Source organism: Pelagibaculum spongiae, assembly GCF_003097315.1.
In the GTDB taxonomy this organism is placed as follows: Bacteria; Pseudomonadota; Gammaproteobacteria; order Enterobacterales; family Pelagibaculaceae; genus Pelagibaculum; species Pelagibaculum spongiae.
In genome coordinates, this window is the sequence record NZ_QDDL01000011.1 from 32,763 (window position 1) to 59,251 (window position 26,489).

Below are 26,489 nucleotides of genomic sequence, written 5' to 3' on the forward strand. Positions count from 1 at the left end.
TTACTTAGCTCCAGCTACCTGAGCTGCAACTTCAGCAGCAAAATCTTCTTCAGCTTTCTCAATACCTTCGCCAACTTCCAAACGCAGGAAGCCAGTTACAGTAGCGCTTTCAGCTTTCAGCAATTTGCCAACTGTAATTGAAGGATCCTTAACGAAAGGCTGGCCCGTCAGGCTGATTTCATTCAGGAACTTGTTGATACGACCCACCATCATTTTTTCAACGATGTTTTCAGGCTTGCCTTCCATATCAGGCTGGGCCTTGATGATCTCTTTTTCCTTCTCAACAACTTCAGAAGAAACTTCTGAAGGGTCGATTACTGAAGGATTAGAAGCTGCAACGTGCATTGCAACGTCTTTAGGCAGGTCAGCTCGACCGCCACTAACAGTCGCCAGAACACCAATGCGAGCACCGTGCAGGTAGCTAGCAATGTTACCTTCGCCAGCGTCCAAGAATACCGCGCGACGAACACCGATGTTTTCACCGATTTTAGCAACCAGAGCTGCACGTACTTCTTCTACAGAACCGCCTTCGATCTGCAGAGCAGAAATTGCCTCAGCAGTATCAGCGCCAGCAGCCATAGCCGCATCAGCAACCGTGTTTACGAAGCCCAGGAAACCTTCGTCACGAGCAACGAAGTCAGTTTCACTGTTTACTTCTAACAACATGCCCTTGCTGCCTTCAACGCGACCTACGATCACGCCTTCCGCTGCAACACGACCAGCCTTTTTAGCTGCTTTAGCAGCACCAGACTTGCGCATGTTTTCAATTGCCAGTTCGATGTCACCGTCAGTAGCCTGCAAAGCTTTTTTGCAGTCCATCATGCCTGCACCAGTACGCTCACGAAGCTCTTTAACCAGCTTTGGACCGATAGCCATTGTGTCTTCCTCAAAAAAATTAAAACCGAAACCAGATATCGACAAAAAGGGGGCTAAGCCCCCTTTTTGCACAGACCGAACTAACCGAAATTACTCTGCAGCAGCTTCTTCAGAAACTTCTACGAAGCCTTCTTTTTCAGCAGCAACAGTATCGACAGCACGTGCGTCGATCAGTGCATCGGCCAGACCTGCAACATACAGCTTGATAGCGCGGATCGCGTCATCGTTGCCAGGAATGATGTAATCAACGTCAGCAGGGTTAGAGTTGGTATCAACAACCGCTACAACTGGAATACCCAGCTTCTTAGCTTCTGCGATAGCAATCTTTTCGTGGTCAACGTCAACTACGAACAGTGCGTCAGGAAGACCGCCCATATCCTTGATGCCACCCAGGCTACGATCTAACTTTTCAGTCAGGCGACGAGTATCCAGAGCTTCTTTTTTGTTCAGGCGATCCATCGTTCCGTCAGCAGCCATTGCTTCCAGATCTTTCAGACGCTTGATAGACTGACGAACTGTTTTATAGTTAGTCAGCATACCGCCCAACCAGCGGTGGTTAACGTAAGGCATGCCACAACGCGATGCTTCTTCCTTAATCACACGACCCGCTGAACGCTTGGTACCAACGAACAAGATCTTGCCTTTACGAGCAGCCATCTTGCTCAGGAAGTTTACTGCGTCATTGTAAAGAGGCAGAGTCTTCTCAAGGTTGATGATATGGATCTTGTTGCGCTCACCAAAGATGTAAGGAGCCATCTTTGGGCACCAGTAACGAGTTTGGTGTCCGAAGTGAACACCAGCTGCGAGCATGTCGCGCATGGATACATTAGCCATGTAAATCTCCAAAAAGTTTGGGGTTAAATTATGTAGCAAGTCCCAAAAGCCGACCCTGACGGGCACCCGTGGCTGATGTGTCGAATCGCTACAAGGATATTAAGAAGCAACAAGATTGCTTCTCAGCGGCGCGCTTTATACCATAACCGCCTGAAATCGACAAACCCGGACTTTTCCAGCCCTAGCTGAAGACTCTAATTTATGACCATAAAGATTAAAACTGCAGAAGAAATCGAGAAGATGCGTGTCGCCGGCAAACTAGCGGCAGAGCAACTTGAACTGATCGAACCTTATATTGTGCCGGGTGTAACCACCGACGAACTCAATGATATCTTGCACAAGCACACCATCGAAGTTCAGGACGCCATCCCGGCACCCTTGAACTATCACGGTTTTCCGAAAAGCATCTGCACTTCGGTCAACCATGTGGTCTGCCACGGCATTCCAAACAATAAACGCTTGAAAAATGGCGATGTTATCAATGTTGACGTTACCGTGATCAAAGATGGTTATCACGGCGACACCAGCAAGATGTTTTTCGTCGGCGAACCAACAATATTAGCCAGGCGCTTGACCAAGGTCACTCATGAATGTCTTTGGATCGGCATCAACCTAGTGAAACCTGGTGCACGGCTAGGCGACATCGGCGCAGCAATCCAAAAGCACGCCCACCAACATCACTACTCAGTAGTTCAAGAGTATTGCGGTCATGGTATTGGCGCAGAATTCCACGAAGAGCCTCAGGTGCTGCATTACGGCAAAGCCAACACCGGCCCTGAATTAAAACCCGGCATGATTTTTACCATTGAGCCGATGATTAATGCCGGTAAGCGACATGTAAAATTGTCAGAAAAAGACGGCTGGACGGTAACCACTAAAGATAAAAAATTATCCGCGCAATTCGAGCATACTATTCTGGTGACCGAGACTGGTTTTGAAGTGCTCACTCTCCGCAATGAAGAAAAACAACAAGACGCCTTAGAAGCAGCCACCGGAGAATAAACTTCCCATGAGCATACCCTCCGCACCATTCCAATCGCCTGAATACTTATCAAGTTATCTAGAGCAACTGGGCAGCGGAGGGTCTGAGCTCACCGGCCAACTGCAATTCGCGCTAAAAGAAACCAATCGATTACTCGAAGAAGGTTTTGCAAAGCACCAACCGGTTGAAGAGTTAGTTCGACAACGAGCTCGCTTGCTAGACCAGATCATTCTTTGCGCTTGGAAAAAACAAAGCAAGACTGGCAATAAACCGATTAGTTTGATCAGTGTTGGTGGTTATGGTCGTGGCGAACTGCACCCCCATTCTGACATCGACCTGCTGGTGTTAATGCAGCAAGCGCCAAGCAAAGAACAGTGCAAAGAGATCGAACAGTTTTTATATATTTTGTGGGATCTCGGGCTGGAAATCGGCCATGCCGTTCGCACTATTAAAGAATGCGTTAGCGTGGCTGAAAAAGATGTCACGGTCTTCACCAACTTGGTTGAAGCGCGCCAACTTTGTGATCTAGATGATTTATTCAGCCAGTTAAAATATCAATTAGATTTAGCTCAAGTTTGGCCGCCCGCTGAGTTTTTTACCGCCAAGCTCGAAGAGCAAAAACAGCGACACCATAAATTTGGTGACACCGGCTACAATCTTGAGCCAAATTTAAAAGCCAGCCCTGGTGGATTAAGAGATATTCAAACCATTGGTTGGGTAGCAAAACGACGTTTTGATACCGATTCATTTCGCGGATTAGTGCGCGAAGGTTTCTTAACCGATGAAGAATATAACGCGCTCAGCAAAGGCCAGCATTTCCTTTGGCAACTGCGCTTTGGTTTGCATTTGTTAGCCAACCGAAAAGAAGACCGGTTGATTTTTGATCATCAAAAAAACCTAGCGCAAATGCTCGGCTATGAAGACACGCCAGAAAGACTCGGCGTAGAACACATGATGAAAGAATATTTTCGCACTGTGACTGAATTATCCGAATTAAACGACATGTTACTGCAGTTATTTGAAGAAGATTTATTGTGTGATGAAAACTGCCGCACCGTCACTGAAATTAATCAGCGCTTTCAAATTCGCAACCAGCGCATCGAAGTCACTGATGAAAATGTTTTTAAAAAATCCCCCTTCGCCCTGATCGAAATATTTTTACTAATGGCACAGCAGGATGAAATCGAAGGCGTGCAAGCCACTACCATTCGATTGATTCGACAAAACCGCCATCTTATTGATCAGCAGTTTAGGGTTAACATTCAAAATCGTAGCTTTTTTATGGAGCTATTGCGCCTACCACACGGTGTTTATCGGCAACTGGTTTTAATGAAACGTTACGGCGTGCTCGGCGCATATATTCCCGAATTTGGTCAAATTGAAGGACAAATGCAATATGACCTTTTTCACAGCTACACCGTTGATGAACATACACTGATTCTGATTGAGAATTTACGTCGATTCTGGCTAGGTAAAGAATTCCCACTTTGCTGTCATATTATGCAAAACCTCGCCAAGCCTGAGCTAATTTACCTAGCGGGATTATTCCACGATATCGGTAAAGGGCGCGGCGGCGACCATTCCCAACTCGGCGCAGTTGACGCTAGAGCATTTTGCCAACGCCACGGCTTAGGCAGTTACGACTCTCGACTGGTCGCATGGTTAGTACAAAGCCATTTATTAATGTCGACCACTGCACAGCGACAAGATATTTCTGATCCCGATGTTATTCACGACTTTGCACTAATAGTCGGCGACCAAGTTCACCTAGATTATTTATATGTATTAACCGTTGCTGATATTCGAGCAACCAACGCCAAATTATGGAATAGCTGGCGTCAACATTTATTGCAGGATTTATATACCTCAACTCGCTTGGCATTACGCCGAGGCTTGAGCAATCCACAAAATAAGAGTCAGCTAATCAAAGAAACCCAAGAGAAATCTTGGATGATTCTGACCGGCCATAACGCCAGCCCAATGCGCACCCATGAATTGTGGAGCTCACTGGGCGAGGTCTATTTTATTCACCAAGATCCTCGAGCCATTGCCCGCCACACCCGGGCCATTATTAACCACAAGCAAACCAAACAGCCTTTGATTTTAGTAAGCCAGCGGGAAGATTTTGCCGGCACCGAGATATTTACTTACTTAGATAATCGCAGCCATATTTTTGCTCGCGTTACTTCCACCCTAGAAAAACTGGGTCTGAATATTGTTAGTGCTCGAATTCAGCTATCGGCTGATAATCGTCGACTGGATACTTATACCGTTCTCGATCGAGACAATCAGCCAATCTCTTCAGAATACATTTCTGAAAAAATCCACAGCCGATTACTGGCAGCACTCAGCGCAGATTCAGCCCCTTCTTTGCCGTCGCAAAGCTTCAAAACCAGAAAACTGAAACATTTCGAGAAACCCACCCGAGTGTCCTTTTCACCTGACTCCCATAACACCATGACGGTGATGGAGCTTTATGGCCTAGACCATCCCGGCTTATTGGCAAAGGTGGCAAGAACCCTGCTGGAAAATAACGCAATTATCCATAGCGCCCACATTGCAACCTATGGCGAAAAAATCGAGGATGTATTTTTCATATCTGATATGGACGGAAACCCAATCGAAGATAGTGAAAAACTCTCATTATTAAGAGAGCAGATCATCCAGCAACTAGACCCACAGGACGACGCTTCAGATAATGATTCAGATTTAGTACAGCAAGCCTGCAGCCAAGGAATTGATATTTAGCCGTCAGGCAATGCACGAACACAATAAAAAAGGGCCGTCACTATGACAGCCCTTTTTTACTTAATTCTGCAAATGACTAGTTATAACCGGCAATATAACTCTCATTACTTTGCTGGGCACAAGCGACCAATTCGATCAACGCTTGTTGATCATGACTAATATTTTCGACCGGCTGCTGGGTCGCATATACATTTTCAAGCACTTCATTGCAGCTTTCAGAAGCACTATCGTTAGAACTCATTTCTATCTCCGGGATTACTATTACAAACAACAACCTAACTGGCAGCGATTATCTGCCAAGCCGACCAAAAAACATTGACCCGCACCAATAAAACCAACAAAAGATATATTTGATAACAATTTATCGGCAACTGTATTTGGCTATCATTTCAAAATCGATGGGTGAAAAAACTTTTCACTGCCATATACTGTCGATCAGCCTGCAGGGCACTGATAAAACCAATAACTCAAACTTGTTTTTGTTATGGCTATTCACTAGCTATTTCAGACTTAAGCCAGAGACCAAAGCAAAAACTTGAATTCCAGCACATTGATCAACGCAACTTGCCAAGCTGTTTGGCTTAGCACTTTACCGCGACCGATGTGCCAATAGTTATAACCATAACGGTAAGATTTAAGGAGTAGATTTGATGAAGATGTTTAGTCTTGGCTGGGGAATCGGAACCAAGAATCAGGCAAATGAGTGGCTGGAAGTTTTCTTTGCAGCACCACTACTAAACCCAGAAGCGTCGGTGATCAAATCTGTAACTTCTGTGATTGGCGAGATCACTGAAAACACCAGCGTAGAATTATCTAGTGAGCAGCTAAAGCAACTAAGCCAGCAGCTACAACAAAATGATCAAGCTGAACTTGCTAAGATTGCCGCTCGAATGGCAGACAGCGTACAGCCAGCGATTATCTGCGCACTAGTAGAAGATTCGGCACCGGCATCGGCTGTTGAAGTTTATTTAAAGCTGCATTTGCTATCTCACAGGCTGGTTAAGCCCCACCACACCAAACTTGATGGCATGTTCGGTTTGCTGATCAACACCGCTTGGACCAGCGAAGGTGCAGTCGACGCTCGCGAGCTGGCCGATCGCCAACTACAAGCACGCTTGGAAGGTCGAGTACTTGAAGTGAAGTCAGTCGATAAATTTCCATCAATGGCCGATTACGTGGTGCCGTCTGGGATTCGTATTGGCGATGCACAACGGGTTCGCCTCGGTGCTTACTTGGGCGAAGGCACCACCATCATGCACGAAGGTTTTGTTAACTTTAATGCCGGCACCGAAGGCACCAGCATGATCGAAGGTCGTATTTCTGCTGGTGTTACCGTTGCTAAAGGTTCTGACCTTGGCGGCGGCTGCTCAACCATGGGCACCTTGTCTGGTGGCGGTAAAGAAGTGATCACCGTCGGCACAGAAAGTCTGATTGGTGCCAATGCTGGTTTGGGCATTCCACTGGGCGACCGCTGCACTATTGAATCTGGCCTATATCTGACTGCCGGTGCCAAGGTCAACCTGCTAGATGACAAGGGACAATTGGTCGAAGTTGTTAAAGCCCGTGCGCTTTCCGGCTTGAATGATTTGCTATTCCGTCGCAACAGTTTGAGCGGTGCATTAGAAGCCAAAGCCAATAAAAACGCGGTTGAGCTTAACCACGAATTACATGCACATAACTAACTAAACCCGCTACTCGGGGGCATAAACGGCCCCTTTAGCCAATTTAATTTTAGATATTTCGGAGATTTAAATACCAATGATCGCTATTGAGATGTGTGCAGGAGCAGGAGGCCAAGCATTAGGCCTCCATTTGGCCGGGTTTAAGCATGCTGCATTAATTGAAATCGATCACCACGCTTGTGAAACACTTCGCCTAAACAACCAAACACTCAATCTTGGCTGGGAAAATATAATCGAGGGTGACTTAAAAGATTTTGCCAAGAACACTATCAACCTTGGGAAAAATATTGATTTAGTTGCTGGCGGCGTCCCATGCCCACCATTTAGCAAAGCAGGACAACAACTTGGCCATGAAGATGAGAGAGATTTATTTCCCACAGCTCTGGAAATTATTCGAAAAATCAAACCCCGCGCTGTAATGCTAGAAAATGTCCCCGGCTTGCTTGAAGAAAAATTTTCTTGGTATAGAGAGATAATCTCTAATCAGCTTTCTGAAATGGGCTATCAGAGCGAATGGAAACTGCATCAAGCTAGCAATTTTAGTGTTCCGCAACTGCGCCCTAGAGTGATATTGGTCGCCATGAAGCCATCTGTATTCAAACACTTTCACTGGCCTACTCAAGCAAACCCAAAAATCACTGTCGGAGAGGCTCTTTACGACCTAATTGCTCAAAAAGGCTGGGAAAGCGCAAAAGACTGGAAAGCCAAAGCTAACAATATCGCACCCACCTTGGTTGGAGGATCTAAAAAGCACGGCGGCCCAGACTTAGGGCCAACTAGAGCCAAGCGTCAATGGCAAGCATTAGGCGTCAACGCACACCGATTAGCCAATGACGACGAAATTCCAGAACCCGGCTTCCAAGGTGCGCTAAAACGCGATGGCACAATACAGCCTGGCTGTGAAAAGATGCCTTTATTGAACATCCGCATGGCAGCACGCATTCAAGGTTTCCCCGACTATTGGTCTTTTTACGGTTCAAAAACACATTCCTATCGCCAAGTAGGCAATGCCTTCCCTCCACCTGTCGCCGAAGCTATTGGCAAACAAATTTTCAAAGCCTTGCAAGCATCCTCAAACAGGAAGTAAGAGAATGAGCCTTCTGACCAAGCAGAGAGATAATTTTCATAGGTTATTAATTAAAAATGAAATACTCACTTTTAGCGCATTTTCAAAATATGGCGCAGAAAAAATATGCAGTAATGCAGATTCAGGACAGAAGCACAGCGTACTGACTGCAAATTTACTCACCGACAAGATTGCTCAAAACCTTGGCATAACAGTTACTACACGAAGCCAAAAGAAAAAAGGGCAGACATTGGGCAATGAATTTGAGCAAGCTTGCACTGAATACTTACAAAAGACTTTCCTCCAACTTGGCAATCTCAGACCAGGCAATTGGCAGGTCGAAAAAATAAATAGCCGCCGCCAATCTGTTCTTGGACAATATGAGCAATACACTCATTTATCTGAACTTGGATTGCTCGCAGATAAACATGCAGAGTTAAGAAATTTCTTAGGTGATGGCTATACCGTCGCTCCTGATATCGTCATCTCAAGATCACCTGAAACTGACGACATGCTAAATAGCAACACCCTTATTGTTGATGACCACTCTTGCAAGCAATCTGCGCTAAGAATAAAAAACCATAAAACCCTTGAAGCACCTAACCTGATTCTCCACGCAAGTATCTCTTGTAAATTCACCATGCGTTCAGATAGAGCTCAAAACACAAGAACTGAAGCACTTAATCTTATGAGAGCCCGCAAAGGAAGATCACCCCATATAATATCATTAACCGCAGAACCAACCGTCAGCAGAATTGCTTCCCTTGCTCTTGGTACCGGTGACTTAGACTGCGTATATCACATTGCTTTATACGAACTACTTGAAGCATTAAAAGAGCTCGATGCAAGCGAACCTCTTGAACAACTCGAACAAATGGTTGTCGGTAAACGCATAAAAGACATTAGCGACCTACCTCTTGATTTAGCAATATAAAAACTCAGAGAGAAAAGAGAAAGATGAAACTTTACGGAATCAAAAACTGCGATACCGTTCGTAAAGCCAGAAAATGGATGGATACCCAACTGCTTGATTATCAATTTTGTGATTTTAAGGCCGAAGCCCCCAGCGCAGAATTAATTCAAAGTTGGTTAGCACAACATCCTGCTACGACGGTACTTAACCGGCGTAGCACCACTTGGCGTCAGCTTGATGATCAACAAAAAGCGCTGGCGGAAACGCCTAAATCAGCAGCTGCACTGGCTAGCGAATTCTCCAGCTTGATCAAACGCCCGGTTCTGGAATATCAAGGACAGGTGTATTTTGGATTTAACAGCCAGCAGTATGAGCAAATATTCAATGCACAATAATTCAGCACTGCACCCAACTATCGATTTGGCACAGCAATTAATTCATCGAGTAAGCATTACTCCAGAAGATGCTGGTTGCCAAGAATTGATGATTGAGCGTTTAGAAAAAATCGGCTTTACCATTCACCGTTTGAAATTTGGCGAAGTGGAAAATTTTTGGGCCCGCCGCGGCACTGAAAAACCATTATTAGCTTTTGCAGGGCATACTGATGTCGTGCCAACCGGCGACACCAGCAAATGGCAACACCCTCCATTCGAAGGCGTTATCGAAAATGGCATGCTGCATGGTCGCGGCACTGCAGATATGAAAGGCTCATTAGCTGCCATCGTTACCGCCTGTGAAAAATTTGTTGCTGCACATCCTGACCATTCAGGTTCCATTGCTTTTTTAATCACCAGTGATGAAGAAGGCATCGCGACTCACGGTACTGTTAAAGTTATTGAGTGGCTGGAAAAGCGCAACGAAAAAATCGATTGGTGCATTGTCGGCGAACCTTCCGCATCAGAAAAAGTCGGCGATACAGTTAAAAATGGTCGCCGCGGTTCACTAAATGCCAAGCTAATCATTAATGGGATTCAAGGGCATGTTGCTTATCCGCAACTGGCAAAAAACCCTATCCATGCAGCAATGCAGGCACTTGATGAATTAGCTAAAACTGAATGGGATCAGGGAAATGAATTTTTCCCGGCGACTAGTTTTCAGATTTCGAATATCAATGGCGGCACCGGTGCTACCAATGTGATTCCTGGAACACTGGAGCTGTTATTTAACTTTCGTTTTTCTACTGAAGTCACAGCCGAGCAATTAAAACAGCGAGTTGAAACTTTATTTCAACAACACCAGTTGGATTATGAAATTATCTGGACCTTATCTGGCCAACCTTTCATTACTAATCGAGGTGGCTTAGTAAACGCTGCCGTATCGGCGATCAAACTGGTTACTGGATTGGATACCGAACTATCGACTTCTGGCGGTACTTCAGATGGGCGATTTATTGCACCGACAGGTGCTCAAGTTGTTGAATTAGGGCCTTGTAATAAAACTATCCATAAACTGAATGAATGCGTCTCTTGCGATGACCTTATATTACTCGATCAAATTTATTTCGAGACATTAAAAGAGTTACTAGCAAAAGATTAGCTCGCTTGATTGACCTGTGCAGGGGAATCCCAACTCCCTTGCACAATTTTATTCCTACCACTGTGCTTGGCTTGATATAGCGCCTTATCTGCAACCGATAATAATTTAGCACTACTCACCACTTCATTTTCTTTAGGCTGACAAGAAACCACACCCAAGCTCACTGTAATATCACGCATCGGCCAAATAAAAGCCTCAATAGAAGCCCGGCAACGCTCCGCTAGACTCATCGCACCTTCAATATCTGTTTCAGGTAAAACTAGCGTAAATTCTTCACCGCCATAGCGTGCTGCCATATCAATAGTTCTGACACAGCCTCTTAAAATTTCACCAATGATTTTTAAAACTTGATCCCCCGCTAAATGTCCAAATTGATCGTTATAACTTTTAAAATGATCGACATCTAACATGACAACTGAGACAAAATGCTGATTACGAATAGTTCGTTCAAGATCTTGTGCTAAACGCATTACTAGCGCTCGACGATTATGTAGGCCAGTTAACTCATCGGTTTCTGAGCGTACTTGCAATAGCTGGTTATCTTGAGCTAATTGAATATTTCTTGAGTGCAACTGTTCTTGCTGGGCCAATATTCGTGAAATATCATTTATCTCAACAAGAATAATCCCTTTTGACATAACAGTTGATAGCTTTAAATCACACCAGATTAATTCACCCTGAGGCCCAACCAGTCTTTTTCGTGCTATAAGCCGTTCACGTTTACCCGCCAACAACTGATAAAAGCTTTTCAAGCCTCGCTGCCAATCAGACAACTTCACGTAACTTTGAAAAAAACTACCAACCATTTGATTAATCGAATGTTGAAAAACCGCTGCGGCAGCAGAATTCACTTCAAGCAGCCGTCCATTCTGATCCATTAGCAACAAAGCGGACTGCGCTTTAGTAAAAGTCTCTTTATAGATTTCTGGGCTCGTAACTACATTGAGCGATTTTTCAGATTTAGCCACATGAGAGATATCAATTGAAAGCAATGTTTGGCTAACAATCAAAGCCAACTGTTGTTGAATTGCTGCCACTGCAATTTCAGGCAACTGTTTTGCACTATCTTTTAACCAACTTACCAACAAGTAACGAGATTCTATTTTTTGCAGTAGCAGGCAGGGCTTATCTTTAATCACTTGAGTTGCTAGTGCCAGCAATTGTTGATAATCATGTTGGATATCTGCGCCTGATTTTAGATTAACAATTGATAACCCTGGCAATGAGCAATTGTCATTATTCAAATCAGAAGATTCAACCACTAAACCGGAAACATAATCGAAAAGAATCGAATCACAACCGGCAACTTGTTTTAACAACGTTAGCAGCATGGCGGAGTATTTAGCTAAATCGGTGACAGAAACCTTTTTAAACCAACCATTGTGTTCGGAAAACAGTTGGTTTTTCTCAATATTAAACCAAATGAAATAGATGTCATCTACGTTTTGATAGTGACATTTTAGATTTAATTGATAACCTTCACATTCCACTTCACACGTGGCATGAAAATCGACATTTGAATTCCTAGCATCACCTTGATGCTTTTGATGGGTAAAATCTTCAAGCAATTGCCGACACAAATTTATCTGCCCAGCGCTACCCAGCAGTATTTCAGCAAGAGGGTTGCTTGACGATACAACAGGAGTGTTGGATTGGAAATTACAGGCGATGTCTGCTGATGCTTGTTCACGAGAACCAACATTTTTAGCATTTATGATTGGATATTTTTTTCTTGTCGTCATATTGAATGATCTGTCATCATTATTTTCTATAACTCGCTTAAATTGATTGTATGCCTAATTAAGCAAAAGACATAAAAAAGCCGCAGCGATATTGCTACGGCTTTTCCAATCAACCAACGATTATGCACTCTTTACCAATTTTGCTGGCTTAGGTGCCGACGCAGGCTTTTTCTCTTTCTGGCCTTTAAGTATGGCCACAGCCTGCTCTGCATGCTCCGCTAGGTACATACCTAACTCTTCTTGCAGATCTTCATTTAACTCTAAACCTGATTGATCAAGGAATTCTGAGAACTTCTCAGCAATTTCCAGCTGACGATCATAAGCATCTGCTTCTTTTTTGCTGCTGAAAGCCTTCATCTCTACACCATTTCTTTCGACGATATAGCGAACAATTACAGCCATAACGATAACTCCCGGTTGTCGCTTACCTAAAAAATCTTTTTTACTGTACAAAAAAACAGGAGAAAGTAAAGTTAAACCAGACACAAAACTAGAAATAGTTTTAAATTGCCATTAGTTGTAACTGGAAACGTAAATTCTACTTTTGCATTACTGCTGGTCTAATTTTTTCCAGGTCACCTCGTTGCGTAAATATACTGGCAATAAATCAGCGGCTGACATCGGCTGAGTATTGTCCAACAGCGGGAAAATATCGACAGCTGAAGGCAAACGATTTTCTGTTTCAGAAGTCACATCCTTCGGTAACGCCTGCTTACATACATTCCAGCCAGTGCCGCAGACCAGCGCCTGCGAGACAACGTCTAAATTAGGTAACGCTTCAGGCTTGAATACTCCAGATTGCACTTCAAGCTGCAATTGCCCATTCTGAATTTGATAACCCGCTAAGTACACTTCACCCATTCGAGCATCTAAAACAGATAAAATACTTTTTACTTGTGGATTTTCTACATAAGCACCTTGAGCAATAACATCCAAAGTATTTACCGCATAAACAGGAATATCCAACCCAAATGCAATACCTTGAGCAAAAGAGACACCCAATCGAACACCGGTAAATGCTCCGGGGCCCGCCGTAACCGCTAAAGCCTTTAAATCCTTTTTATCAATTGCTGCTTCAGCAATAACTTGATCAACCATTTCCAACATTACTTTTGAATGTGATCGCGGCACAACCTGAAACCGGGAATATATTTTCCCATCAACCTGCAATGCTACAGAACAAGCATCGGTACAACACTCAAGCGCCAGAATAGGCCCATTAACTAATTTAGAAACTGTCATTTTTATTAACCACATAAAAAAGCCGCCGCCCTCAATAAGGACGGCGGCTATAAAGTAAAATTACAGAATTATTCTGTCAATTCACCTTGTACGGGCGCTGCTGGCTCGCTTTTCACTTCAGGCTTAGCAGCCTTTGGTGGACGACCGCGACGCTTAGGTGCTGCCTTAGGTGCTGCTTTATCAGCTGCTGCCTTAGGTGGACGACCGCGACGCTTAGGCTCTGCTTTAGGTGCTGCTTTATCTGCTGCGGCTTTAGCTGGACGACCGCGACGCTTAGGCTCTGCTTTAACAGCGGCTTTATCAGCTGCGGCTTTAGCTGGACGACCGCGACGCTTAGGTTCTGCCTTAGGTGCTGCTTTATCAGCTGCTGCCTTAGGTGGACGACCGCGACGCTTAGGCTCTGCCTTAGGTGCTGCTTTATCAGCTGCGGCCTTAGCTGGACGACCGCGACGCTTAGGCTCTGCCTTAGGTGCTGCTTTGTCAGCTGCGGCCTTAGGTGGACGACCGCGACGCTTAGGTGCTTCTGCTACTGCTTTATCAGCTGCTGCTTTAGGTGGACGACCGCGACGCTTAGGCTCCGCCTTAGTTGCTGCTTTATCAGCTGCTGCCTTAGGTGGACGACCGCGACGCTTAGGCTCTGCCTTAGGTGCTGCTTTATCAGCTGCGGCCTTAGGTGGACGACCGCGACGCTTAGGCTCTGCCTTAGGTGCTGCTTTATCCGCTGCGGCCTTAGCTGGACGTCCGCGACGCTTAGCTGGTTTAGCTGCTGTGCCTAATTGGCTCTGAGCATCAGCCAGAAACTTAGCTACTGCTTGAGTTTCTGCTGCTGCAATAGCCGCTTCAATTTCAACTTTTTGATCAGCTTTTAAAGCTTTCAATGCATCTTTAGCTTCTTTCAGTTGAGATTTATATTTATCTTCAACGTCTTTAGCTTTTTTAACTGCTACGTGCCATTTATCGCGCGCGGCTTCTAACTGCTTATTCATTTTGTCACTCTTGGGTGCAGAAGAAGCGCGAGTAGCTGCTTTCTTTGCAATAGTTTTTTTCACTCTTGGCATCAGGCTTTCTCCGGAGACTCGAATTTCCTATAAATATTTAAACACAGAAAAATCACAAATGCGACCATACTGCAGCAAATGATTTAATCATTTGAAATATACACTAGTAATTTTTTTTGACAAAACTCATTTTCAGAGCATCTTTCTAATAATCCTTCCAACTTTCAAAATTGGAATGCTTTGATCTCCTTATAAATTTCAGCCCATGCAATTTCTAATTTCAGAGTAAGATCAAATCGTGAAACTTCAGATCAAATTTCTGTCATCAGCCCAAGAAAGTAAAATTACATAATCATGTTGATCTAAAACCATGATCAATTACCTACCATTGATGAGTAATCAAAGACGAAACATCTAAAAGTTTCAATTTATTTTGATGCTCTATTTCAAATTAGCACCAGATTTTACTGAATTCACTATGATTCAATAGAATTTAGAGCATGCTACACCGTATTTTCAAAACAAAAAAAACAGGAGCCACGAATGACCCCTGTCTTATTTCAATCAGCTAAATTGCTATTTAGCTTAACGCGCCAAAGATACGGTCACGGATTTCATTTACTTCACCAACACCTTCCACGCGTACATAAGCTGTCGAATCGCCAGAATCTTTTGAATAATATTCAACCAACGGGCTTGTTTGTTGGTGATAAACATCAAGACGACTTCTTACTGTTTCTTCAGCATCATCAACACGCTGAATTAATACATCACCTGTTTCATCATCCAATCCTTCTTGCTTAGGTGGATTATAAATTACGTGATAAGAACGACCTGAAGCCTCATGAATACGGCGACCGCTCATGCGCTTAACAATTTCTTCGTCTGCTACAGCAATTTCAATTACTGCATCAATCACAACGCCTGAGGCTTTTAAAGCTGCTGCCTGAGGTAATGTTCTTGGAAAACCATCAAACAAAAAACCATTTTTACAGTCAGGCTCGGCAATTCTTTCTTTTACCAGACCAATAATAATGTCATCGGAAACCAGCTGTCCCGCATCCATTACTTTCTTTGCTTCCACCCCTAAAGGGGTGCCAGCTTTAACTGCCGCACGAAGCATATCGCCGGTAGAAATCTGAGGGATGGAATAGCGCTCCTTAACAAACTGCGCCTGGGTGCCCTTACCCGCTCCGGGGGGACCTAGTAGAATCGCTCTCATATTGCCTCCATTGGCTTGTTGCTACTTGCTGTCATGAAATAGCCAAGCAAAAAAACCGCTATGATGCCTGACATCAGCCAGCTGTCAAATGTTACTATCATTCATCAGAATTAGAATTATCAATTTCAAACCTTTTAGATGCTTCCCAGTAAAAATCCATTTCTTGTTGCGTGGCATTTTCTACTGCAATTCCCGCTTGTTGGAGCATACCTTCCAACATCTGAAACCTTTGCACAAACTTCTTATTGGCAAAGCGCATCTGCTGTTCAGAATCAACTTTCAAATGTCTGGCCAAATTCACCATAGTAAATAACAAATCGCCATATTCTTCAGCAATTGCACTTTGGTCTGACTCAGAATACGCCGCTTTGAACTCAGACACTTCTTCATCTAACTTATCAATTACTTGAGATGTATTTTTCCAATCAAAGCCTACCCGAGAGACTCTTTTTTGAATTTTTGCCGCCAGTGACATGCCTGGTAAGTTTATTGGCAAATCATCTAATAAAGATGATTGATCAGGTTGGTTTTTTTCTTGATGTTTAATTTGATCCCACAAAACACTCACCGAATCTGCATCTTTAGCAACGGCATTTGCAAAAACATGCGGATGGCGCCGAATCAGCTTTTCACTTAAACCGGTCATTACGTCATCTAGGGTAAATAGATTCTGTTGCTGGGCAATGCTGGAATAAAATAAAACCTGCAACAGCAAGTCCCCTAATTCTTCTTTTAAGTGCTCCGCGTCACCATCTTCTGCGGCTTGCGCCACTTCATAGGCCTCTTCAATAGTATGTCGCGTTAAACTATTCCAAGTTTGCTTAGCATCCCACGGGCAACCATCCGGCCCGCGCAATCGCTCCATGAGCATCCGTAAATCATTAAGATCTGCCATTAATGCTTACCTCTACGGGAAACACTAATTAGAGCTGGGTGAGCTTGTAAGCGATTAATTATCCGCTGAAGAATTTCACCGTTACGAATTTCAATGGTAATTATCATTCGCGCTTCAGCCTGACGACGATTACTGGTTGTATTCACTGCTGTTACATTGATTTTATCTTCAACAAACATCAGCATAATCTCAGCCAATAGCCCCGATCGGTCATCAGCAAGAATAATTAGATCGACAGGATAAAGCACATTTTTCTGCTCTTCTGTCCAACCCACCTCAACCAAACGCTCTGTTTCAGATTCAAATACGCTGGTTAAATTGGAACAGCTTCGGCGGTGAATTGTAATGCCCCGCCCTTGAGTGATAAAGCCAACAATTGGATCGCCAATAACCGGTTTACAACATTGCGCTAACTTGGTTAAAAGATTATCTGCGCCTTCAACATAAACTTCCCCCTTGCCTTTATTAACCGAAGGTTTTTTAAGCGGCAACGGTTCAGGTGCGTGCTCAATTACCACCATATCTTGGGCAGCATTTAGCACTTTACCAATTTTCAGATCGCCAGCACCAATACCTGCAAACATGTCATCTATGGTGTGGTAATTAAAACGGAGTGATAACCGCTCCATATCACAACTATCTAATCCTTGCTGCTGCAAGGATTTATTTAATTGCGTTCGACCATCAGCGATATAGATATCTTTATCTTGCTGCTTAAACCAATGGTGAACTTTTGCTCTAGCCCGTGAACTACATAAATACCCACTATCAGCCCGCAACCAGTCACGACTTAATACTGGTTGTTTGGATCGCATAATGTCGATACGGTCAGAAGTTTGTAGCTGATAATTTAACGGCACTATTTGGCCATTAACTTTGGCGCCTTTGCAGTGGTGGCCTAATTCAGTATGAACATGATAAGCAAAGTCGAGTGGAGTGCTGCCCGCAGGCAAATCGATAATATCGCCGTTAGGTGTAAATACATAAACTCGATCTGCAAAAACTTCATTACGAATTTTTTCAAGCTGCTCACTTTCTTTACCCAGCTCAGCTTGCCAATCCAGTAGCTGCCTTAACCAAGCAATTTTTGCTTCGTAAGCACTTTCACCACGGAAACGACTACCTTCCTTGTACCGCCAGTGCGCAGCAACACCTAACTCCGATTCTTGGTGCATGGCAAAAGTACGAATTTGCACTTCAACCACACGACCTTCCGGACCATTAATCGCAGTGTGAATTGAGCGATAACCATTAGGTTTCGGCGTAGCCACATAATCATCAAACTCTTCTGGAATATGATTCCAATCAGCGTGAACCATCCCCAATGCTAAATAACAATCTTCAATTTCCGGCACCAGAATGCGCACAGCACGCACATCATAAATATCTTCAAAGCCAGATTGCTTACGCTGCATTTTCTTCCAAATACTGAAGATATGCTTAATCCGCCCCATCACTTCGAATTCAATTTTCATCGGCTGCATTTTTTGCTCGAGCAGCTCGATCATATGCTTAATATATTGCTCACGGTCAACCCGTCGCTGATCCAACAGCTTGGCAATTCTTTTATATTCATCCGTTTCCAGATAACGAAATGACAAATCTTCCATTTCCCATTTCATCTGGCCAACACCTAAGCGATTTGCCAAAGGCGCATATAATTCTTTTACTTCACGAGCGGTTGTTTTTCGTTCATGTTCATTTTGATGCTTTACTGCACGCAAATAACACAGCCGTTCGGCCAACTTAATTAAAACCACCCGAACGTCTTGAACCATTGCCAGCAACATTTTTCTGACATGCTCAACACGAACTCTATGTCGTTGATGATCTTGGTCTTCATGGCGAACTAATTCGCCCATAGAATCCATTTGAATCACACCTCTCACCAGAGAGGCAATTCGACGACCGAGAGAATCTTCTACATCCTCAAGTGACAATCCACCTTCTTCGACACAGTGAAAAATTAAACCTGCAGCAACTGACTGATGATCCATTCCCATTGAATTAAGAATTTCGGCGACCGACATGCCTGCATCGAGGCAATCACTACCACTTAAACTGGGAACGCCTCGTCCGGTTACCCTTGCCAATTCCAGCGCATCTCGAATTAATCGCTCGGCAGCAGCATCTTGTCGACCAGACATAATGGGCTCTAACCAGACATTTAAATCAATTTGCCGCTCAGAAGTTAGCGGCAGGTCGTCTCTCACTTTGACCATAAATTAACGCTCAAAAAGGATCATGGATTCCACGTGGGAAGTATGAGGAAACATATCCATCACACCCGCCCGGGATACAGAAAAGCCACCCTGACATAAAATCCCGGCGTCTCTAGCTAGAGTTGACGGATTGCAGGACACATAAAGAATTTTATGGGTTAGTTTTTGATTGGCCAACCAGCGACAAACTGTCTCTGCGCCTGCGCGCGGCGGATCGAGCAAAATAGCTTCAAAGCGTTGCTTTTGCCATTTTGGATCAATCGACTTAAACAGATCTGCCTTAATAAAGTTTACATTTTCCAAACCATTCAGTTTTGCATTATCCATGGCACGTAAAACCATGTCCTGCCCAACCTCAAAGCCAGTAACATTAGCCCCTGATTTAGCCATAGCTAAAGTGAAGTTACCTAAACCACAAAATAAATCTAAATATTGTTTAGCCGGTTGAATATCAATCCATTGCAGGGCTTGGTTGATCATTGCCCGGTTCATTTGGGGATTAACTTGAGTAAAATCAGATGGTGAGAATTTTAACTTCAGATCCGGCATGATTTGATAGATTAAAAACTCATCTCCATAAACCATTTCTATTGGGTTATCTGGCAGCTGGTAATAAACCGAAACTTGGTGCATTTCAGCCCATTGCTGCAAATGAGAAATAACTTTTTTAGCTGGTTTCTTTTGCCGCTTTACACCCACCAGACCTAATGAAATTTTCTGCTCAGAATAAGTAAGCTGTATTTCATCGGCACGAAAACCACTGGCAATTTCAGCCAACAGCGGTTGAAGCAAAGGTAAAATGGCTCGCAATTGTTTTACTAGCACCGGACAGCCGTCGTTTAACTCGACTATTTTGTGACTGGATGCATGTAAAAATCCGACCTGAACCAAACCTTTAGTGTAATTAACATGCAATCGGGCTCGATATCGATAACCCTGTTCACCGGTATTTTCAATATTAGAAAATAACGGCGGCTGCCAGCTTTGAACTTCACATTCAGCAAAATGCGCTAGCTGTTCCGCTAATATTTGTTGCTTGTGGCTGATTTGCTGTTCTAGCTGCAACATTTGCATGCTACAACCACCACATTTATCAAAATACTTACAAAATGGTTCAATACGCTGTGGACTGGCTTCGATCACTTTTAATAAACTGGCATGATCTTGTTTAGATAACTGTTTTTCAATTCTGCACTCAACCATTTCTCCCGCCAAAGCACCAGAAATAAAAACAATCTTGCCATCATTATGGGCAACCCCTCTACCATCATGACTTAACCGATCAACCTTTAAGGTTAACTTTTGATTATTTTGTCGCAATGGCGGTTGTTTACGCCCACCAGTAACCATTCGAACCAAGGGATTTCTCCAAAAACTATGACTGACTAAAAACACCACTGGACAGGTAACGATCACCCCGATCACAAATAATCACCACAATTGTGGCGTTTTCTATGGTCTGTTCCAGTTTCAACGCTGCAGCAAGCGCTCCGCCAGACGAAATGCCGGCACATAATCCTTCAACCCGAGATAGTTTTCGGGTCATTTCTTCTGACTCGGCCTGATTAACATCGATAGTTTGATCAACCCGTACCGCTTCAAAAATTTCTGGTAAATAAGCTTTCGGCCAACGGCGAATACCGGGAATTGATGAGGTTTCATCTGGTTGAACACCCACAATTCTGACTGATTCATTTTGCTCTTTAAGATAGCGCGACACGCCCATAATAGTTCCAGTGGTGCCCATAGCTGAAACAAAGTGGCTCACTTCACCGTCGGTTTGTTGCCAAATTTCTGGCCCAGTAGTTAAGTAATGCGCATTCGGGTTATCAGGGTTAGCAAACTGATTAAGTACTTTACCTTCACCCCGCTGCTGCATTTCCAAAGCTAAATCTCGCGCACCTTCCATTCCTTGCGCTTTAGTAACGCCGATTAATTCGGCGCCATAAGCCTGCATGGCATCTTTACGTTCTTGGGTACTATTTTCCGGCATAATTAGCCGCAATTTATAACCTTTAACCGAAGCAGCCATCGCAAGCGCAATACCGGTATTACCGCTGGTAGCTTCGATTAAAGTATCGCCAGCTTGAATTTCGCCTCGTAATTCAGCCTGCACAATCATATTCAATGCAGGCCTGTCTTTAACCGAGCCAGCTGGGTTATTGCCCTCTAGCTTGGCGAGAATTCTATTATTGCGAGATTTATCATTCAGGATTCTTGTCAGCTCGACCAGAGGCGTATTTCCTACTAGGTCAGCTATTGTTGGATAGCGCATTTTCTACTCAGAACCTCTTTTTGGCAGTACATCATATCATTTGTTGCAGATTGACAATGACTTCAACCTCGCTATCGGTTGCACTAATAGGGTTAGCGCGGGTAAACAGCAACCATGAAATGATGTCGACCTTTCATTTATTAAACAATCTATCAATTCAACTAGCTAAAGACCTTCAGAAGTTATTGAGGTTCCAAGGAATGCACTGTTAGAATGCATAACCAGCATATTACAAAAACAACTATAGATATCCCTTTGATTTTATCACCTACTTTCAAGATCATCAGAGCAGTTTCACTGTTACTGTTAAGCGCTTTTTTCTCACAGCAACTGGCTGCCAGAGAAAAAATTATTGTCGCTGGCGATTCACACAGCCCTGCAATCCATAAGTTCTATCAGTCATTTGCAGAACAGCTCGCCAGTAATAGTGGTAATTTTTCCAGCCAACTTCATCTTTTCAGTAGTGATAAAAAGCTTTTCTTAAATCCTGGCGACTGGCTGGTTTGCCTGGGAATAGAATGCCTCGCACAAACTCGAGGTTTTGACCATAAAAAGACTATTGCTCTAATGGTTAACAACAAGGCGCTGCTTGGCACAAGCTGGCATAAAACACTGCCGATAGTACTTGCTGACCAACCATTTGAGCGCTACCTGAAGCTCACCCGAGCAATAATACCCAACAGCAAAAATCTGATTGCACTAGTTCCGCCACCTCAGCAGCGTTTAGCAAACTTGAAAAATATTGCCCGCAGTAACGGCTATTCATTAATTGGCGCAACAGTTTCTGGTAACAAAATGCCATTGCGAATTCTTGAGCGTCTACTAAAACGAGCTGATGCGGTTATTTTACTGCCAGAACCCAAAATAATTGCACCTAACAACATTCAGCCAATGCTTTTATCTACATTTCGCGCCAGAGTACCCAGCATCGCTTTTTCTCCTGCATATGTAGCGGCAGGTGCTTTAGCAGGCTTATACAGCACGCCGCAACAATACGCATTCATGGCGCATGAATTACTGGAAAAACTTTGGCTAGAAGAAAATATTGCAGGCAAGCAACACCCTTGGTTATTTGATCTATCGATTAACCAGAACGCTGCCAAATCTTTAGGAATAACGCTACCAACCATCAAATTATTGATGCAACAGCTGCATCAATAATGAATTCATCAAGCAAATAACCAACCTGTATATATCGGTAGTGAACATCGCTAGTTAACATGGATCGTTAATTTACAACATGGATACAAAATAAAAATATTTGTAATAAGGCATAACTTCCAGCCTTGTTAAAGAGCAAAATATGAAACATTGGTCGATCAAAAAGCGTTTGCTCGCACTGGCACTTATGCCAACGCTATTAGTTGCAATCTCTCTGACAACTTATTTCACTTCCGAGTTAATCAGCCATCTACAAAACCGGTTAATTGAAAAAGGCGTTTCACTCTCCAGCCATCTTGCAGCTTCAAGTGAATACGGAATATTTGCTGGCAATACCAATGCGTTAGATGCACAACTTAGCCGTGCTCTAACAAATAAAGAAATACAATCAGTTGCCATCTTTGACTCGGACAAAAAGCTGCTCGCTCAGACTGGCAGTTTAAATAGCTGCAACCAAACCGTTAATAATATCCAAGGAACTGGCCTTCAACAATTTGAGCACAAGGATTTTAGTGAATTTCTGACCCCCATATTCAGCCGCAGCTTATTTGTTGATGACTATTTTGCCAGCTCAAAGCGCAATCTAAATAGCAACCAAAAATTACTTGGCTGGAGTTGCGTAGAAGTCAGTAAAACTGAAACGCACTTGCGCCAATATCAAACTTTGCTATCCAGTCTATTGCTATTAATAGGCGGTTTAACTATCACCTTGTTATTTTCAATCAAAATGGGCAACGATATTAACCGCCCAATCAGCGCTGTATTGCAGGCACTTTCTAGCTTACGTCGCGGAAAACTGGATATTCGGCTCAATTCAAATTCAGGCGGCGAGCTTTATCAGCTCGAAAGTGGCATCAATACTTTGGCAAAGTTTTTAGAAAGCGCCCGCGATGAAATGCAAAACAATGTAGACCAAGCAACTTCTGACTTACGGCAAACACTGGAAACGATCGAAATTCAAAATATTGAACTGGATCTTGCGCGAAAACAAGCATTGCAAGCCAGCCAAGTAAAGTCTGAATTTCTGGCAAATATGAGCCATGAAATCAGAACCCCAATGAATGGCGTGCTCGGTTTTACCAATCTATTGCTAAAAACTCCCTTAACCGAACAGCAAAAAGAATATTTACTCACTATTCGCAAATCATCGAAGAATTTGTTGAAAATAGTCAACGACATACTCGATTTTTCTAAGATAGAAGCTGGAAAAATGTCGCTTGATCAGATATTTACCAACTTACGGGACAGTCTTGAGCAAACTGTTTTATTGCTGGCACCTCAAGCCAAAGAAAAATCACTCGAACTGATTCCAGTATTTTACAAAGATGTTCCTGAGTATATTCGGGCCGATCCTTTGCGGATCCAGCAAATCTTGACAAATTTGATTAATAACGCAATTAAATTTACCCCGCAGGGCTATGTGATGATCCGGGTAATGCTGGAGCACGAAGAAAAAGAACAATTAACGATTCGAATCAGCGTTAGTGATACTGGTGTCGGTATGTCAGATGCAGTCAGGAATCGAATTTTCCAGGCTTTTACTCAAGCAGATGCCAGCACCAGTCGTGAATTTGGCGGCACCGGGCTAGGTCTGGTGATATCTCAAAGACTGGTACAACAAATGGGCGGCACAATGGATGTTGAAAGCCGCCAAGATCAGGGTTCAACCTTTTGGTTTACCTTTAAAGCCGAACCAGTTAAACAGCCGCAAGCTGAAGAAAAACTTGCTATGGAAACCTGGTATTGGGATAAAAAAGAACAATCCAGAATGGCTTTAGGCCATTTAGTCGATACCTGCTGCGCGCAAACCCGAAATTTTAGCAGCCTCGACTCGATAGAATTAAGGCTCGATGATCGCAAACAAGTCGACTGGATTATTCTTGGTTTTAATAGTTACCAAGATTATCAGGACTCTGCTATAGCCGAGCATGCTCGATCTCTCAATGAAATTTTACAATCGATGGGCGGCAAAATATTACTGCTAGGTAATATAGAACAGCAAAAAGGCGAGCAACTAGCTAAATCCTTGCCAAATTGTTATTTCTTAGCCAAGCCTGCAAGTAAGAGCAAACTCAAGCAATACTTGGAGAACAATTTCAGTAAAGCCCCACCTGCCAAACAAATAGAAAGTCAGCCAACAACCGCCGGCTATCACCCTAAAATATTGGCGGTTGATGATAACGATGCTAATTTATTGTTACTTTCAACTTTATTGCAACAGTCCGGCGTTAAGGTCACTACCGCGATTAGCGGCGAACAAGCTTTATTAGCTGCAAGAGATCAGTCATTTGATTTAGTGTTTATGGATATTCAAATGCCGGTAATGGATGGCATTGAAACACTGAAACATTTAAGGCAATTGGCGGGTATGCAAGGCACGCCAGTAATTGCTTTAACTGCCCACGCCACTACAGGTGAGCGCCAACGGTTATTAGAATGCGGCATGGATGATTTTCTAGCCAAGCCTTTGGAAGAATTTCAAATGCACCAGTTATTAGAAAAATGGTGCAACTATCACTGCGATACGCCAATAGTAGAAATGCCGGTCAGCGAAAACCTATTGGAAAAATCACCCGTACTCGATTGGAAGCAAAGCTTAAAATTAACCGGAAATAACGAAGGTCTTGCTAGAGACATGCTAAAAATGTTGCTTCAGGCAACTGATGAATTAGAGCCAGCTATTGATAATTATCTACAAGATAAAAATTCGAAAACTTTTCTTGAATCAGTCCACCGATTTCATGGTGCTTGCGCCTATTCTGGAGCAATCGCACTTAAGCAATTAATTAATGAAACCGAATTGCAACTTAAGCAGGTCGAGCCTGAACTAGAAGCTTTGATTCCAGGAATATTAATTGAGATTGCTCGATTAAGAGATGCAGCAACCCAATACATCTAGATATTAGTAATGGATTTTCTGGCGTAGTGGTCGCAAGGGCGGGTACAAAAATGACAACGATTTATTTATGACTGCCTTCTAAAATGACCACTGCCATCGCCATATTTTGTTCATCAGTTAAGGTCAGCCAGGCCGTTTCTGCACCGAGTGACTTTAGCTTTTTTGCTGCAACATCGAAAAATTCAATGAGTGGCGCACCCACAGCATTATGACTGGTTTGTATTTGGTGCCAATTAATGCCTTGCGTCAAACCGGTTCCTAAAGCTTTTAATGCTGCTTCTTTAGCAGCAAAGCGCTTGGCAAGCCAAGCGGCAGTTTTGCCGCCGGCCTGCCAAGATTGCATTTCTGAATCGGTAAGAATACGCCGGGCAAATTTTTCGCCAAAACGGTTTAACGCACGCTCAATCCGGTCGATAACAACCAAATCCGAACCCAGACCTACAATCATTTAACCGCGCGCCTCAACCATTAAACGTTTAATTTCTCGAACGGATTCATCCAAACCGGTCATTACTGCACGGGCAATAATGGAATGGCCAATATTCAATTCAACCAACTGAGGAATGGCTGCAATGGCACCAACATTTTGGTAATTCAAGCCATGGCCAGCATTTACCTGGAGCCCTAAACTATCTGCCAGTTCTGCTGCATCAATAATTCGTTGCAGCTCAAGCTCCATTTCGGCTTCATTTTCAGCATCCGCATAACGGCCAGTATGCAATTCAATAATCGGCGCACCGGCGGCCACTGACGCTTTAATTTGTTCAGCATCCGGGTCTATAAACAATGAAACTTGGATGTTGTCCGCAGCTAAACGAGTGCAAGCATCGGTGATTTTATCTAACTGCCCGACAATATCCAGACCACCTTCAGTTGTCAGTTCTTCACGCTTTTCTGGCACTAGGCAACAAAAGTTTGGCTTAAGGTTTTTGGCAATACCGAGCATTTCTTCAGTGACAGCCATTTCGAAATTCAGGCGCGTTTTTAAAACATCTTTAATCAGGTATACATCTCGATCCTGAATATGACGGCGATCTTCACGCAGATGAATCGTAATACCATCAGCGCCAGACTGCTCTGCCTGTAAAGCAGCATGCACCGGCTCAGGGTAACTAACGCCCCGGGCTTGTCTTAAAGTCGCTACATGATCGATATTAACCCCAAGAAGGATTGGCTGGTATTTACGTGTCATAGCC

The 26,489-nt window shown here is 43.6% G+C and carries 23 protein-coding genes; 9 read left to right on the top strand and 14 right to left on the bottom strand.

Annotated elements, in window-relative coordinates; genetic code table 11:
* Both tsf and rpsB read right to left on the bottom strand, forming a co-directional pair.
* Entirely contained in the window at positions 1–876 is an 876-nt protein-coding gene (gene tsf, locus DC094_RS18760) for a translation elongation factor Ts (RefSeq protein WP_116688667.1), read from the bottom strand.
* 90 nt (positions 877–966) lie between these two features.
* The gene (gene rpsB, locus DC094_RS18765; protein ID WP_116688668.1) at positions 967–1,710 is read right to left on the bottom strand and encodes a 30S ribosomal protein S2; all 744 of its coding nucleotides are present in this window, start codon (positions 1,708–1,710) and stop codon (positions 967–969) included.
* 201 nt (positions 1,711–1,911) lie between these two features.
* Here rpsB and map point away from each other — a divergent pair, with 201 nt between their 5' ends.
* Both map and glnD read left to right on the top strand, forming a co-directional pair.
* Positions 1,912–2,712, top strand: a complete 801-nt coding sequence (gene map / locus DC094_RS18770; protein ID WP_116688669.1) for a type I methionyl aminopeptidase — start codon at positions 1,912–1,914, stop codon at positions 2,710–2,712.
* Between the two features lie 7 nt (positions 2,713–2,719).
* Positions 2,720–5,440: a [protein-PII] uridylyltransferase gene (gene glnD / locus DC094_RS18775; protein WP_116688670.1), complete on the top strand. Its 2,721-nt coding sequence runs from the start codon at positions 2,720–2,722 to the stop codon at positions 5,438–5,440.
* A 76-nt stretch (positions 5,441–5,516) separates the two neighbouring features.
* On the opposite strand, the gene DC094_RS22200 is transcribed toward glnD, so the two are convergent.
* A complete protein-coding gene (locus DC094_RS22200; RefSeq protein ID WP_158527391.1) occupies positions 5,517–5,681 on the bottom strand; it encodes a hypothetical protein in 165 nt (54 codons plus the stop codon).
* A gap of 415 nt (positions 5,682–6,096) precedes the next feature.
* Here DC094_RS22200 and dapD point away from each other — a divergent pair, with 415 nt between their 5' ends.
* The 5 genes from dapD (at position 6,097) to dapE (ending at position 10,637) form a co-directional block, all read left to right on the top strand.
* Positions 6,097–7,122, top strand: a complete 1,026-nt coding sequence (gene dapD / locus DC094_RS18780) for a 2,3,4,5-tetrahydropyridine-2,6-dicarboxylate N-succinyltransferase (protein WP_206605705.1) — start codon at positions 6,097–6,099, stop codon at positions 7,120–7,122.
* A gap of 76 nt (positions 7,123–7,198) precedes the next feature.
* Entirely contained in the window at positions 7,199–8,209 is a 1,011-nt protein-coding gene (locus DC094_RS18785; RefSeq protein WP_178030932.1) for a DNA cytosine methyltransferase, read from the top strand.
* A gap of 4 nt (positions 8,210–8,213) precedes the next feature.
* Positions 8,214–9,122 (top strand): NgoMIV family type II restriction endonuclease, encoded by a 909-nt coding sequence (locus DC094_RS18790; protein WP_116688673.1) that lies wholly within the window; start codon positions 8,214–8,216, stop codon positions 9,120–9,122.
* Between the two features lie 23 nt (positions 9,123–9,145).
* The gene (locus tag DC094_RS18795; protein WP_116688674.1) at positions 9,146–9,496 is read left to right on the top strand and encodes a Spx/MgsR family RNA polymerase-binding regulatory protein; all 351 of its coding nucleotides are present in this window, start codon (positions 9,146–9,148) and stop codon (positions 9,494–9,496) included.
* Entirely contained in the window at positions 9,486–10,637 is a 1,152-nt protein-coding gene (gene dapE / locus DC094_RS18800) for a succinyl-diaminopimelate desuccinylase (RefSeq protein WP_206605702.1), read from the top strand. Before DC094_RS18795 ends, dapE begins: the two co-directional genes overlap by 11 nt.
* Here dapE and DC094_RS18805 read toward each other — a convergent pair.
* The 9 genes from DC094_RS18805 to cysM all read right to left on the bottom strand — a co-directional run bounded on the left by DC094_RS18805 (position 10,634) and on the right by cysM (position 21,233).
* Positions 10,634–12,379 carry a sensor domain-containing diguanylate cyclase gene (locus DC094_RS18805; RefSeq protein ID WP_116688675.1) on the bottom strand — a complete coding sequence of 582 codons (1,746 nt, stop codon included), beginning with the start codon at positions 12,377–12,379 and terminating at the stop codon, positions 10,634–10,636. The two genes, dapE and DC094_RS18805, sit on opposite strands and share 4 nt — an antisense overlap.
* A gap of 120 nt (positions 12,380–12,499) precedes the next feature.
* On the bottom strand, positions 12,500–12,781 hold the full coding sequence (locus DC094_RS18810) for a YebG family protein (RefSeq protein WP_116688755.1): 282 nt from the start codon (positions 12,779–12,781) through the stop codon (positions 12,500–12,502).
* 147 nt (positions 12,782–12,928) lie between these two features.
* A complete protein-coding gene (gene tsaB, locus DC094_RS18815) occupies positions 12,929–13,621 on the bottom strand; it encodes a tRNA (adenosine(37)-N6)-threonylcarbamoyltransferase complex dimerization subunit type 1 TsaB (protein WP_158527392.1) in 693 nt (230 codons plus the stop codon).
* Between the two features lie 68 nt (positions 13,622–13,689).
* Entirely contained in the window at positions 13,690–14,679 is a 990-nt protein-coding gene (locus DC094_RS18820; protein ID WP_116688677.1) for a hypothetical protein, read from the bottom strand.
* Between the two features lie 520 nt (positions 14,680–15,199).
* Positions 15,200–15,841, bottom strand: coding sequence for an adenylate kinase (gene adk, locus DC094_RS18825; protein ID WP_116688678.1), 642 nt, complete (start codon positions 15,839–15,841; stop codon positions 15,200–15,202).
* Positions 15,842–15,938: 97 nt separating this feature from the next.
* The gene (gene mazG / locus DC094_RS18830) at positions 15,939–16,736 is read right to left on the bottom strand and encodes a nucleoside triphosphate pyrophosphohydrolase (protein WP_116688679.1); all 798 of its coding nucleotides are present in this window, start codon (positions 16,734–16,736) and stop codon (positions 15,939–15,941) included.
* Complete coding sequence (gene relA / locus DC094_RS18835) at positions 16,736–18,958, bottom strand: GTP diphosphokinase (RefSeq protein ID WP_116688680.1); 2,223 nt, start codon at positions 18,956–18,958, stop codon at positions 16,736–16,738. The genes mazG and relA overlap by 1 nt, the downstream gene beginning before the upstream one ends.
* A gap of 3 nt (positions 18,959–18,961) precedes the next feature.
* Positions 18,962–20,383: a 23S rRNA (uracil(1939)-C(5))-methyltransferase RlmD gene (gene rlmD / locus DC094_RS18840; protein WP_158527393.1), complete on the bottom strand. Its 1,422-nt coding sequence runs from the start codon at positions 20,381–20,383 to the stop codon at positions 18,962–18,964.
* Positions 20,334–21,233, bottom strand: coding sequence for a cysteine synthase CysM (cysM, locus tag DC094_RS18845; RefSeq protein WP_116688682.1), 900 nt, complete (start codon positions 21,231–21,233; stop codon positions 20,334–20,336). The genes rlmD and cysM overlap by 50 nt, the downstream gene beginning before the upstream one ends.
* 213 nt (positions 21,234–21,446) lie before the next feature.
* Here cysM and DC094_RS18850 point away from each other — a divergent pair, with 213 nt between their 5' ends.
* Both DC094_RS18850 and DC094_RS18855 read left to right on the top strand, forming a co-directional pair.
* A complete protein-coding gene (locus DC094_RS18850; protein ID WP_116688683.1) occupies positions 21,447–22,394 on the top strand; it encodes an ABC transporter substrate binding protein in 948 nt (315 codons plus the stop codon).
* 142 nt (positions 22,395–22,536) lie between these two features.
* Positions 22,537–25,293 carry an ATP-binding protein gene (locus tag DC094_RS18855; RefSeq protein WP_116688684.1) on the top strand — a complete coding sequence of 919 codons (2,757 nt, stop codon included), beginning with the start codon at positions 22,537–22,539 and terminating at the stop codon, positions 25,291–25,293.
* A 61-nt stretch (positions 25,294–25,354) separates the two neighbouring features.
* On the opposite strand, the gene acpS is transcribed toward DC094_RS18855, so the two are convergent.
* Positions 25,355–25,741: a holo-ACP synthase gene (gene acpS / locus DC094_RS18860; protein ID WP_116688685.1), complete on the bottom strand. Its 387-nt coding sequence runs from the start codon at positions 25,739–25,741 to the stop codon at positions 25,355–25,357.
* A complete protein-coding gene (gene pdxJ / locus DC094_RS18865; RefSeq protein ID WP_116688686.1) occupies positions 25,742–26,485 on the bottom strand; it encodes a pyridoxine 5'-phosphate synthase in 744 nt (247 codons plus the stop codon).
* Positions 26,486–26,489 lie beyond the last annotated feature (4 nt).